This window comes from Chryseobacterium sp. 3008163, from assembly GCF_003669035.1.
Taxonomy (GTDB): domain Bacteria; phylum Bacteroidota; class Bacteroidia; order Flavobacteriales; family Weeksellaceae; genus Chryseobacterium.
In genome coordinates this window covers 2,671,314-2,684,118 of record NZ_CP033070.1, presented here as the reverse complement: position 1 = coordinate 2,684,118, position 12,805 = coordinate 2,671,314, and the positions used below count along the sequence as shown (strand labels likewise).

Annotated in this window: 11 protein-coding genes; 1 reads left to right on the top strand and 10 read right to left on the bottom strand. The window is 35.0% G+C overall.

What is annotated here, in order from left to right; all coding sequences use genetic code 11:
- Positions 1-149: 149 nt before the first annotated feature.
- Positions 150-1,757, bottom strand: a complete 1,608-nt coding sequence (locus tag EAG08_RS12230; protein WP_129535677.1) for a fumarate hydratase — start codon at positions 1,755-1,757, stop codon at positions 150-152.
- Between the two features lie 357 nt (positions 1,758-2,114).
- Here EAG08_RS12230 and fumC point away from each other — a divergent pair, with 357 nt between their 5' ends.
- Complete coding sequence (gene fumC / locus EAG08_RS12225) at positions 2,115-3,509, top strand: class II fumarate hydratase (protein ID WP_129535676.1); 1,395 nt, start codon at positions 2,115-2,117, stop codon at positions 3,507-3,509.
- A gap of 78 nt (positions 3,510-3,587) precedes the next feature.
- Here fumC and EAG08_RS12220 read toward each other — a convergent pair whose 3' ends face one another.
- The 9 genes from EAG08_RS12220 to EAG08_RS12180 form a co-directional block, all read right to left on the bottom strand.
- Positions 3,588-4,625: an outer membrane beta-barrel protein gene (locus EAG08_RS12220; RefSeq protein WP_129535675.1), complete on the bottom strand. Its 1,038-nt coding sequence runs from the start codon at positions 4,623-4,625 to the stop codon at positions 3,588-3,590.
- Between the two features lie 31 nt (positions 4,626-4,656).
- The gene (locus tag EAG08_RS12215; protein ID WP_129535674.1) at positions 4,657-5,268 is read right to left on the bottom strand and encodes a hypothetical protein; all 612 of its coding nucleotides are present in this window, start codon (positions 5,266-5,268) and stop codon (positions 4,657-4,659) included.
- Positions 5,255-5,815: an RNA polymerase sigma factor gene (locus EAG08_RS12210; protein WP_129535673.1), complete on the bottom strand. Its 561-nt coding sequence runs from the start codon at positions 5,813-5,815 to the stop codon at positions 5,255-5,257. Before EAG08_RS12210 ends, EAG08_RS12215 begins: the two co-directional genes overlap by 14 nt.
- Positions 5,816-5,964: 149 nt before the next feature.
- The gene (locus EAG08_RS12205; protein WP_129535672.1) at positions 5,965-6,678 is read right to left on the bottom strand and encodes an ABC transporter ATP-binding protein; all 714 of its coding nucleotides are present in this window, start codon (positions 6,676-6,678) and stop codon (positions 5,965-5,967) included.
- Positions 6,679-6,682: 4 nt separating this feature from the next.
- A complete protein-coding gene (locus EAG08_RS12200) occupies positions 6,683-8,149 on the bottom strand; it encodes a DUF5687 family protein (protein WP_129535671.1) in 1,467 nt (488 codons plus the stop codon).
- A gap of 238 nt (positions 8,150-8,387) precedes the next feature.
- Positions 8,388-10,037 carry a DNA repair protein RecN gene (locus tag EAG08_RS12195; RefSeq protein WP_129535670.1) on the bottom strand — a complete coding sequence of 550 codons (1,650 nt, stop codon included), beginning with the start codon at positions 10,035-10,037 and terminating at the stop codon, positions 8,388-8,390.
- A gap of 69 nt (positions 10,038-10,106) precedes the next feature.
- Entirely contained in the window at positions 10,107-11,009 is a 903-nt protein-coding gene (locus tag EAG08_RS12190) for a DUF4835 family protein (protein WP_129535669.1), read from the bottom strand.
- Positions 11,010-11,130: 121 nt separating this feature from the next.
- Positions 11,131-12,333 carry a bifunctional phosphopantothenoylcysteine decarboxylase/phosphopantothenate--cysteine ligase CoaBC gene (gene coaBC / locus EAG08_RS12185; RefSeq protein ID WP_129535668.1) on the bottom strand — a complete coding sequence of 401 codons (1,203 nt, stop codon included), beginning with the start codon at positions 12,331-12,333 and terminating at the stop codon, positions 11,131-11,133.
- 124 nt (positions 12,334-12,457) lie between these two features.
- Positions 12,458-12,781, bottom strand: a complete 324-nt coding sequence (locus EAG08_RS12180; RefSeq protein WP_129535667.1) for a DNA-directed RNA polymerase subunit omega — start codon at positions 12,779-12,781, stop codon at positions 12,458-12,460.
- Positions 12,782-12,805: the final 24 nt, after the last annotated feature.

The window sequence follows — 12,805 nt, the reverse complement described above, 5'->3', positions numbered from 1 at the left end:
AGATTTTAGGCAAAAATAGGACTTTTTTCTTTTTCATCAAAAGATATAGAACCTAAATTTTACAATTTGTTTTTATTTTAAACTAATTTTTGGAGATATTTAGAAAATAGACTTTAGATAAAAGACTCAAACTCTCCAAATTTCTATTCCTAATGCGCAAGATTGGCAAAGAAGTCATTTCCTTTATCATCGGTAATAATGAATGCTGGGAAATCTTTCACTTCAATTTTTCTTACCGCTTCCATTCCTAATTCCGGGAAATCAACCACTTCGACTGACAAAATATTATCTTTTGCTAAAATTGCAGCTGGCCCTCCGATCGAACCAATGTAGAAACCTCCGTATTTGTGACAAGCATTGGTAACATCAGAAGTTCTGTTTCCTTTTGCCAACATCACCATGCTTCCGCCATGACTTTGGAATTCGTCAACATACACATCCATTCTTCCTGCAGTTGTTGGCCCGAAACTTCCTGAAGCCATTCCTTCCGGAGTTTTTGCAGGTCCTGCGTAATAAATCGGGTGATTCTTGAAATATTCAGGCATTGGCTGTCCAGAATCCAATAATTCTTTGATTTTTGCGTGAGCAATATCTCTTGCAACAATAAGAGTTCCGTTTAATTTCAATCTTGTTTTGATGGGATATTTTGACAGTTCAGCCAAAATTTCAGGCATTGGCTTATTCAAATCAATATCAACTGCTGCTTCTAAATGTGGCGGCGTTGCAGGTAAAAATCTTTTTGGATCTTGCTCCAACTGCTCTAAGAAAATTCCTTCTTTGGTAATTTTTCCTTTAATATTTCTGTCAGCTGAACAAGAAACTCCCATTCCCACTAGACAAGAAGCCGCGTGACGAGGTAATCTTATTACTCGAACATCATGAGTTAAATATTTCCCACCAAACTGAGCACCAATGGCACTTTCCTGACAGATTTTCTGAACTTTTGCTTCCCATTCCAAATCTCTGAAAGCTTGACCAGCTTCATTTCCTTCAGTCGGAAGGTTGTCGTAATACTTTGCTGATGCTTTTTTTACTGTTGCTAAATTTGCTTCAGCAGAAGTTCCACCAATAACCAAAGCCAAGTGGTAAGGCGGGCAAGCTGCAGTTCCCAAGTCTGAAATTCTTTCTTTTACAAATGCTTCAAGAGATTTTTCGTTGAGTAAAGATTTTGTTTTTTGATACAGGAAAGTTTTGTTGGCAGAACCTCCACCTTTCGTCAAGAACAAAAACTCGTAATAATTTCCTTTTTTAGCATAAATATCAATCTGTGCGGGTAGATTTGAACCAGAATTTTTCTCATCAAACATCGTCAAAGGAACAACCTGAGAATATCTTAAGTTTCTCTTCTGGTACGTATTGTAAATCCCTTTGCTTAAATATTCGCCGTCATCAACGCCTGTGTAAACATTTTCACCTTTTTTACCCATTACGATTGCAGTTCCGGTATCTTGGCAAGAAGGCAAAGCTCCCTCTACCGCAACCGCAGCATTTTGAAGTAAATTATAAGCAACGAATCTATCGTTATCTGTAGCTTCAGGATCATCAATAATTTTTCTTAAGCTTTCCAAATGTGAAGAACGAAGCATGAAAGAAACGTCTGCCATAGCCTCTTCAGCCAGTAGCTCCAAACCTTTCGGGTCGATCGTCAAAATTTCTCTTTCTCCGTGCTGCTCAACTTTCACATAATCTGAAGTCAATTTTTTATAAACCGTATCATCTTTCAAAATTGGATACGGATCCTGATATTTAAAATCCATTTACTTTCTATTTTCGGTGCAAAAATAAAACATAGTGAAAAAAGCATGAGCAAAATCAGTGACTTAGATTGATATTTATAATGATTATAAATTGCAAGGTTTTTAGGCATTGTTTAACTTTAAAGAAAGTTTTTAAACACATTAGTCACTTTAAGTTTAATAAATGATGCTTTAGAAGAACACATTAGTTTTTGAAACCTCTTCGAGGTTTCTGATGCTTAAAAAATTAAGCAAAATCTTTGATTTTCATCTTAAGTGAACTTCTATTTTCAAACAATTGAAGCTTATAAATAACTAAAGTGTTAATTTTTTTTGCCTTTTATGGTTTAATTTAAATAGATAAAATTTTCAATCACAATGAATTACAGAATAGAAAAAGACACCATGGGTGAAGTGCAGGTTCCTGCTGACAAGTTTTGGGGTGCACAAACAGAACGTTCAAGAAACAATTTCAAAATCGGCCCGGAAAGCTCTATGCCACATGAAATTATTGAAGCTTTTGCTTATTTAAAAAAAGCAGCAGCCTTCACCAATGCAGATTTGGGGGTTCTTCCAGCAGAAAAAAGAGATATGATTGCAAAAGTTTGTGAAGAAATCCTTGAAGGAAAATTAAACGATCAATTTCCGTTGGTAATCTGGCAAACCGGTTCGGGAACGCAGTCGAATATGAATGTGAATGAGGTAATCGCCAATCGTTCGCATGTAAATGCAGGAGGAAATCTTGGGGATAAAACTGAAGTTCACCCGAATGACGATGTCAACAAATCTCAGTCTTCAAATGACACTTATCCGACAGCAATGCACATCGCTGCTTATAAAAAAGTGGTTGAAGTAACCATCCCTGCAGTTGAGAAACTAAAAAATACGTTGGACGAAAAAGCAATTGAATTTAAAGACATTGTAAAAATTGGGAGAACACACTTGATGGATGCTACTCCATTGACTTTAGGTCAGGAATTTTCAGGGTATGTTGCTCAGTTAAATTACGGCATTAAAGCTTTAAAAAATACATTACCACACCTTTCCGAATTGGCTTTAGGAGGAACTGCAGTGGGAACAGGATTGAATACACCAAAAGGTTACGATGTAAAAGTTGCAGAATATATTGCTAAGTTTACCAATCTTCCTTTTGTAACAGCAGAAAATAAATTTGAAGCCTTGGCGGCTCACGATGCAATCGTAGAATCTCACGGAGCGCTGAAACAATTGGCTGTTTCGCTATATAAAATTGCTCAGGATATAAGACTAATGGCTTCCGGACCACGTTCAGGAATTGGCGAAATTCATATCCCGGAAAATGAGCCAGGTTCTTCAATCATGCCAGGGAAAGTAAACCCTACACAGAACGAAGCCTTAACGATGGTTTGTGCTCAAATTTTAGGAAACGACACCACGATTTCTTTTGCGGGAACCCAAGGGAATTATGAACTGAATGTTTTCAAACCAGTGATGGCTTATAACTTCTTACAGTCTGCCCAATTAATAGCTGATGCTTGTATTTCATTTAACGATCATTGCGCCGTTGGAATTGAACCTAATCACGAAAGAATCAAAGAACTGGTCGATAAATCTTTGATGCTAGTAACTGCTTTGAATACGCATATCGGTTACGAAAATGCAGCAAAAATTGCAAAAACCGCTCATAAAAACGGAACTACGTTAAAAGAAGAAGCAATCAATCTTGGTTTTGTAACTTCTGAACAGTTTGACGAGTGGGTGAAGCCTGAAGATATGGTGGGAAGTTTAAAATAATATACCACTTCATAAAAACAAAACACTCCGTAGAAAAATCTACGGAGTGTTTTGTTTGTTAATATGAATGTGTAAAAACTACAATCCAAATCCTATGCCAAAAATGATTGCTTTGTCATTTTCGAAGTGATTTCCTTTGAAAAAGTTGCTGAAATCTTTTTTCACGAAAAGACTGATGTTGTCGTAAGAAACCGTAAACTGCGCACCATACACCAAAGGGTTTACCTGATAATTCCCTCTGTCTCTGAAATCCGGACCGTCACCTCTTACAATGTTGTTAGTTGACATTTTTACGCCTCCATACATATTCGCAGCAACTCTAAATCCATCAGAGTAAGGTCTGTACTGAACATCCATTCCGGCATTTTTCAGCTTTGAGAAATTATACTGAATACCCAGCGGAACCATAATGTACCCCGTTCTCAATTTCGTTTTATCAACATCGCCGCCATAGTTTGCTAAATAAACTCCTGCATTGGCATCTTTAGCAAAAATCATATTATTATCTGGACGAAGCGTTCTCCATGAAAATCCAATTCCGGAAGTCAATCCCCACGGACTTGTTCTGCTAAACTGATAATTAAATTTCAAACCAAATTCAAGATTGCTCGCATATCCCATGTTTTTATCTAAGCCATTATCCGGAAGGTCATTGGTAAGATTCATAATACCGTAAGTGAAATATCCTGAAAAATCTTTCGTTGGCCGGAACTTCTTCATCAGTTTTGCCTTCAATTCTTCATTAGAAGTCACATCAGAATTCAGCAATGAGAATCTTACCTGCTTTTGGATTACATTATCCAGATCAAAACCCAAAGATTCAATTCTCTGATCAATTTTCTCAGAATAATTATCTGCAATCTGAGATTTTTGCTTATCAAATTCCGCTTTATCTAAACTTTTAGTTTGAAGAGCAAGTAATTCTGCTTCCATCAGATTTTTCTCCTCCTGAATAATCTCATTGATCTTCACAGAATATTCTTCAATTTTCTCTTTTACAATGGGGCTTACCTTTGTTTCGCTTTTAGAAGAAAGGTCTATTTTAAGCGATTTTTGTGCATTTATTGATGTGGCAATAAGGCACAACATTCCTGTGATGATAAATTTCTTAATCATAGTATTATTATTTTTTTTAGTTTAAATTGATTTAATTTGAATTGAGATCAACCTTTGCGACGTTGCTTCCATCTTTCGATTTTTCGATAACGCTTTTATGTTCTACCGAGAAAAGTAAAGTTGAAGGATCAACATATCTTTTCTTTTTGACCTGAACTTTTGCCGAATCTGCTTTTGCAATAATTTTCTCTGCCGGAATCTGAGAAATCTGAGCTGCAATCTCTTTAGAATTTTCTTTAATGATAGGAAGCATCTGCTTTTCTTCATTAATTTCAGAACTCACCATTTCAGATTTTGTAGAAGCTAAATTATCTACTCCCTCATGTTTTTCCTGACCTTGCTGAATAATTTCAAGAGTATTTTTAATTTCAGGTTTTGCAACCGGGTCTTTTATAATCGTTTCTTTCTGTGCAACCTGAATGTCGGATGATTTATTTTCATTAAAAATCAAAACGGCTCCCAAACTGATCATTAAAACTAAACAAGCCGCTACCAAAAACCAATTGATTTTTTTTGTCTGAGTGTCACCAACTATTTGAGTCTGCACTTCAATTTCAGACCACAAATCTCTTGAAGGAGCAATTTCTCTCTCCTCGACTTGCTTTTTGATCTGATATTCCAAATTATTTTTAGACGTGTTCATTTTTCAGTTTTTTTTGTTGTTGAAAGTAAATCTTTCTCAATTTTTCTTTGGCTCTGAAGAGTTGCGTTTTGCTTACAGCAGTAGAAATATTTAAAGTATCTGCGATTTCCTGATGCGAATATTCTTCAATCACATAAAGGTTAAAAACCATTCTGTAAGCATCCGGAAGCTGATCTAAAAGTTCCTGTGCATTAAAATCAAAGACGATTTGCTCTTCATGAATTTCTTCCAAAACAGAAGCGTTGACGTCGTCGAGATAAAAAACCGTTTTGTGGCTTTTAATAAAATTAAGACACTCGTTAACCACAATTTTTCTCGCCCAACCTTCAAAATTTCCTTCACCGCGAAAGCTTTCAATATGTTTAAAAATTTTGCAAAATGCTTTGATTACACAATCCTCCGCCTGATAAATATCGCTGATGTAGCTTTTTGCCACACTCAGAAATTTCTTTACACTCTGATCATAAAAGATTTTCTGCGCGGCCGGATCCTGTTTTTTCAAACGGCTCAGCAAATCTTCTTTTTTATTTTTAAACAAAAGCTTCATGGTTGTTATTCTGTTTCTACTATAAAGACCGTAAAAAGTTGAAAAGGTTACACAAAAAAAATATTTTTTGTTATCAAAATGATAACTAACTAAAAATGAGCAGTAAAAAAATCCAATTTCTAATAAAGAAACTGGATTCTGATTTTAATTTAAACTGGGATATTCACCTGATCGGCAAAATATTGCTCTAAATCTTTCAATGTTTCCGGATTGGTTTGGATATCTTTTACCTGAAGACCTTTATTGACAACAACAATTCGGTTGCAGACTTCAGTGGTGTGCGCCAAATCGTGACTTGAAATCAAGAATGTAACACCACTTTGCTTAGATAATTCTTTAATTAAATTTTTAAGCTTGATTTGTGTAGAAGGATCAAGGTTGGCAAAAGGCTCATCCAAAATAACGATTTCAGGATTTCCGATGATTGCACCTACAATTCCTACTTTTTTCTGATTTCCTTTGGATAGATCTCTCACGTATTTTCCTGAGTTGACGATTTCACCATTAAAAAGATCATGGAACTGTTTCAGAAATTCATCCACAGAAGCTTTGTTCTGCCCTCTCAATTCACCGATGAAATAAAAATATTCCTCCGGCGTCAAATATCCAATTAAAAAAGTATCATCTACGAAGGCGGCAACTTTAGATTTCCAGGCTTCAGATTCGTTGACTTTTATTCCGTCGATGCTTACAAAACCGGTTGTCGGCTGAATTAAATCCAACATTAAACTGAAAAGCGTAGTTTTCCCTGCTCCGTTGTTTCCTACCAGACCGAATGTTTCACCTTTAGGAATTTCAAGATTTTCAATATTGAGAACGGTTGCTTTTCCGTACGTTTTAGATAAATTATTTATAGTAATCATTGTATTAATTTTTAGATTTAAATGCTTCTAATGTGCTGTATTTTTCACTTTTGTACTGTTTCACAATTGTATCAAATATTTTTTCTCTGAATAAAAATCCTATCAGACCAAGAATAGCAATAGAAACCATACCGCCGGTCATTCCGAAGAAATATTTAGATATACCAAAAACCGCCATTGGCAAAAGCATTTTTGGTATCAATAATAAAAGACTTTTCAGATTGAAACTATTCTTCTGTCCCATCACTTTTTCTTTGGAATTAAGGTCAATCTGCGTTTTATTAAATGCTCCCGACCACAAAGTGAACTGAGAATTGACCCCAATATTATACAAACCTGCAGCGAAAAAAGTAAAATACATTTCCCAACTGATAATCGCATAGAACAAGGCAACAACAATGGAAACTGCCGTCACAATATTCATCAGCCACCATTTCGCCTTTAGATATTCTTTGTATGGAACATTCAAAGTCATCATTAAAGGATAGTACGAACTGTCGAAAGAAGGAACTCTCTGCCCGAATAAAAACTGAAAACCGCCCGTCACAAACAACCCCATAAACATCATCATGTAAGGTGTTTTGTAGATATCTGACGAAAACATCAGCAACCCGTAAAATATAAACATGAAACTTCCGATGATGATTCCTTTGGTGACTTTATTGCGTCTCATCATTTTGATATCGTTGTTGATGAAACTTCCGATTGCTCCGTATTTATTGAGGAAAGCAATGTTTTCTGTCTTACCTATTGTTTTTTTATCTTCCAGGCCTTGATCAAGATAGAATTCTTTTTTTACGTGGTTGAAACATATCCACCATAATCCGGCAAATAAGGCAATTGAAAGTACCGTAAAATAAGGCTGATCATAAAATGCATAAAAAAGTTTTTCAGAATAATCTAAAACCGGAACAATGTTGTAATACGCCAAACCGCCAATAATCGCAAACAAAACACCTACTGCAATGGCAATATTTTCTCTATTATTAAAAAGAATATTGATAAAATTATTAAGATAAAACAGCAGTGAAAGTGCAATCAGCCAGCTTAAGCTTCCCAGAACTCCAAAACCATTGAACATACAGATTGCCGCAAATGTCACAAAGAAAAAGGAATTCATCCAGCTGAACGGTGAGAGAAAAGTCTTAATCAGCATATAATTGACGAGCGTTTTCTTCGAAATATTCAGTGTGAGAAATGGTTTGATGTTTTGTGTAGACATCTGCTGCATCATATATTTAAAAATCAAATCAGCAACCCACACGATAATCATAAATTTTGAAACCACCTTTAAAGGGTCTTGTTCCATTTCTTTCTCTACATAGAAAAAAGCCAGAAAACCCGCCCCGATGCAATAAGCAATCATCGATAAAATTCCTAAAAACCGGAATATCTTCATTGCCAGATTGATTCCGACGGAAGTGCCACGAAAAAAACTTTTGATTTCTAACTTCAGGAACTGTACAAACATAGTTTACTTTTTTACATTAGTAAATATAATGCAGTTTTTGTTACAGTTTTATCCTAAACTTGGGATTTTAATTGGATTTTAAGGTAGTTATCTTTTAACAAGTAAAGTGTACGGAAAATTGATGGTCTAAATTCTGGTCAAACAAAATAAGCGCAATGTTTGTCATTCCGGAGGAATCTAGATAGAATGAAGAATTGTTGAGATTCCTCCGGAATGACAAAGTGTATGCAGAAATTCGTTACCCAATCAACTCCCTCGCCTGCGCCATCGCAGCCTCCGTAATTTTACTTCCGGAAAGCAATTGAGCAATCTCATTTAATTTTTCTTCTTCGTTTAAAGTGATAATTGTAGATTGTGTTTTGCCGTTGATATCTTCTTTTACGACTTTATAATTATCATTTCCTTTTGCGGCAACCTGTGCTAAGTGAGAGATGACAATTAACTGCATATCCTGAGACATTTCACGCATCAGATTTCCGATTTCTTCGGCTACTTTTCCGGAAACTCCGGTGTCGATTTCATCTAAAATAAGTGTAGGAAGCATATCGCTTTCAGCAATAATTTTCTTCACCGCCAACATGACACGCGATCTTTCACCTCCTGAAATAGCAGTCTGAATCGGTTTTAAAGGAAAACCAGAATTTGCCTGAAACAAAAGCTGAATATTTTCTTTTCCAAATTGATTAAATTCCGGAACATCGGTTAATTCGATGTCTACTTTTGCTTTTTCAAGGCCTAATTTTTTTAATAAATCTTCGGCTTTTTTAATGAAAACAGGAACGCTTTTCTTTCTGTTCTTAGAAAGTTTTTCAGCTAAAGACTGAAGTGATTTTTCTTTTTTTGAAATATTCAATTCAATTTCTGAAATATATGCTTCAATTTCCGCCGTTCCTTTTTGTTCGCCGGATAATTGATCTCTGATTTCTTTTAATTCATCAAGATCAGAAACGTTATGTTTGAGAAATAAAGCGTTGATTTTATTATTCAGTTCAGAAAGTATGGCTAAATTTTCAGGATTGATTTCAATTTTTTCAGCTTCGTCTTCCAATTCCTGGAGAATATCTTTTAATTCAACAAAAGAACCTTCCAACCTTCCATCCAATTCAGAAAAAGAGTGAGAAACATCAGCAATTTTCGACAGTTTATTTTTAGCTTCATTAAAGAAAGAAAGAATTCCGATTTCTTCCTGGTGGAATCTTGAGAGAATCTGTGCTATATTTTCAGAAATCATTCCTGCATTTTCCTGCATAGAAAGTTGATTCTGCAAATCGTTATAATCTACATCATCCAATTTCAGATCTTCCAATTCATTCAGTAAAAACTGTTTGTAATCGCTTTCCTTTGTATTTTCTGAAAGTTGTGTCTGGAATTTTTTAAGCTGTGTTTTTAGACTTTGAAATTCTAAAAAATCCTGCTGATATTCTTCAATGATTTTTTTATTATCTGAAAGTCCATCGATAATTTTAAACTGATAATCTGCCGTAAAAAGATTAGACGTTTCAAACTGCGAGTGAATATCGATCAACTGTGAAGTAAGTTCTTTCAACACATCCAAAGTCACCGGAACATCATTGATAAACGCTCTTGATTTCCCTGAAGGCAAAATTTCTCTTCTGATAATCGTTTGATGTTCGTAGTCGAGATCGTTTTCTATAAAGAATTTTTTGAACTGATTATTCAGGTCAAATTCAGTTTCGACAATACTTTTTTCGTCAGTTTTTGATATTGATTTTACATCAGCTCTTTCACCTAAGATCAATCGAAGTGCACCCAAAATAATAGATTTTCCGGCTCCGGTTTCACCGGTAATCACCTGTAAACCATTTTTTAAGGACACATCTAATGCATCAATAAGGGCAAAATTTTTAATGTATATTCTCGAAAGCATGATGAGTGGCAGATTTCTTTATACTGCAAATATAAAATTTTAGAATTCAGAATTCAAGAATAAGATGCTTTACCTCCACTTATTCCATTTGGTGTCGGCAAATTTTGGCGCAAAAATAATCATCAACTGTTTTAAGTCATTCAATACAATTCCACCGTTGTTTCCTGAGTTGAAAATATTGAAAATCTCATCATTTTTGGTATTGATAAATGTATTGAAGAAATAATTTTGCTGGAAAGAGTTTTCGTACGTTTTCAACTGCATTAATGCATCAAAAATAATCTTTTTAGATTGTGTCTGATCCTGATTAAACATCCCGTCTAAACCAGCCCTGTGATAGGTATACATCGACTGACGAAGTTGACTCATGTTCGGATTTAGAATCTCTCCAATCAAAATAGAACGGCTTCTCGGATCATTGATTTGCCCCCAACCGTCATATCCACGGTTTTGAGAATTTTGTGCAATTTGCTGTGCTTTTGTAAACCACTGTGTTCCACCTGAAGCCTGGAAGCTGTCAGCATCATAGCCTAAAATCAAATACACATAAAAACTGATGACATCGATTAAGTTCTTCCCAGAAAACTGTCTTTCGTTAAAGACTAAATTTTCGTTTTCAACATAATCAAAAGCAAATTTTGTATCCTGAAGATTCAACAGTGGAGATTCGTAAGACGAACTGAAAACCGGGCGAACTGCCTGAATAACAATACTCCCTTTATATTTGTTACCGTCTCTTTCACTAAGAACAATAGCAAAATTAGATTTGATTTTTTCGAAATTCTGAAGCTTTTTCCCTGTCCAGCTTGTATTGTTGACAAAATCTCTAAGACTTTTTTCCAAAGCTTTAAAAGCCTGCTGGTTACTACCTCCCAATTGCTGAGCATTCACCTGAACCGTTGCCAAAAGTTCCTGAGAGAAACTAAAATTGCAAAATAGAAGTAAAAATAAGAGAATTGTATATTTTTTCATATGTAGCTTTAACTGTTTTTAAAGGTCATATGTTATCGCCCATTATTCGGTGTTTGATAATCAAAACCTATCATGGTGATTTCATTATGATCTAAATGTTGAGAACGGAAATTTATAAAAATTATTTTAGAATCTGACCTTCAATGGTATCGAGAATATCTTTTGCCACATTTTCTTTTGATTTTAGGTCAAATTCTATTTTATCTGTTTTGGTGAATATCTTTATTTTATTGGTATCATTTTTAAAACCTGCACCTTCATCACGAAGCGAATTGAGAACAATCATATCCAGATTTTTCTTCGCCAATTTTCCTTTTGCGTTTTCTTCTTCGTTCTGAGTTTCAAGGGCAAATCCAACTAAAAACTGATGAGACTTTTTCTCGCCCATAGTTTTCAGAATATCAGGATTTTTAATTAATTCAATGGTAAAAGTGTCTTCATTTTTTTTAATTTTTTCTGAAGCAACTTCCTTCGGAGCGTAATCTGCAACGGCTGCGCTGGCAATTCCGATATCAATTCCATCATAAAATTCAAATACTTTATCAAGCATTTGCTTTGCAGAAGTCACTCTGTGAAGCTGAATATTTTCATGTTTTGAATTGAGAAAACTCGGTCCGGAAATCAATATTACTTTTGCGCCACGTTTTGCAGCTTCTTCAGCAATTGAAAATCCCATTTTTCCTGAAGAATGATTTCCTATGAATCTTACAGGATCAATGGCTTCATACGTAGGTCCTGCTGTAATTAAAACTGTTTTATTTTGTAAAGATTTCTTTTCATTTAAACTAAAAAAATCTTCTACCGCTTTTGAAATGGTTTCCGGCTCTGCCATTCTTCCCTGACCGATTAAACCGCTTGCCAATTCTCCACTTTCTGCAGGAATTACAATGTGGCCGTAATCTTCTGCCAATTCTAAATTTTGTTTAGTAGACGGATGTTGATACATATCCAAATCCATTGCAGGAGCAATGAAAACTGGGCATTTGGCTGACATATAAGTTGCAATCATTAAATTATCGCAAATGCCATGAACCATTTTGGCTAAAGTATTAGCCGTGCAAGGTGCCATGATAATTACGTCTGCCCAAAGTGCCATCTCTACATGACTGTTCCACGTTCCGCTGTCGCCGTAAAAATCTGTATAAACAGGATTTTTAGATAAAGTAGAAAGACTCAGCTTCGTTACAAAATGCTCTGCGTCTGGAGACATAATAACCTGAACTTCTGCCTCTTTTTTCACAAAATCTCTGATGAGAAAATGAATTTTGTAGGCAGCAATTCCACCAGAAACGGCAATGAGAATCTTTTTCCCGGAAATATTCATGTAGATTATTTTTAAAGCACTAAAATACTTCTTTTTTCTAAGAATGGAAACTTGTAGCAACAGCAAAGGTCATAAAGAAAATAATTTCTTTATGACCTTCATTTATGAAAAATCACCGGAGTGATTAGTTTCTCTCTTCAGTCTTTCTAAAGTATACTTCACCGTCTAACCATTCTTGGATAGCAATAGAAGTTGGTTTTGGAAGTTTTTCGTAATGTTTAGAGATCTCAATTTGCTCTCTGTTTTCGAAAACTTCTTCCAATGTAGAATTGTGAACTGCAAACTCGTCTAATTTATTGTGTAATTCAGTACGGATTTCTGCATTGATCTGCTCAGCTCTCTTCCCCATGATAACAATAGCTTCATAGATTGAACCTACTTTCTCTTCAATCTTATCTTTATCGTAAGTAATAGTATTTACTTCTGCTTTTGTATCTTTTACGCTCATTTTCAGAAAATTATTTAATTATAA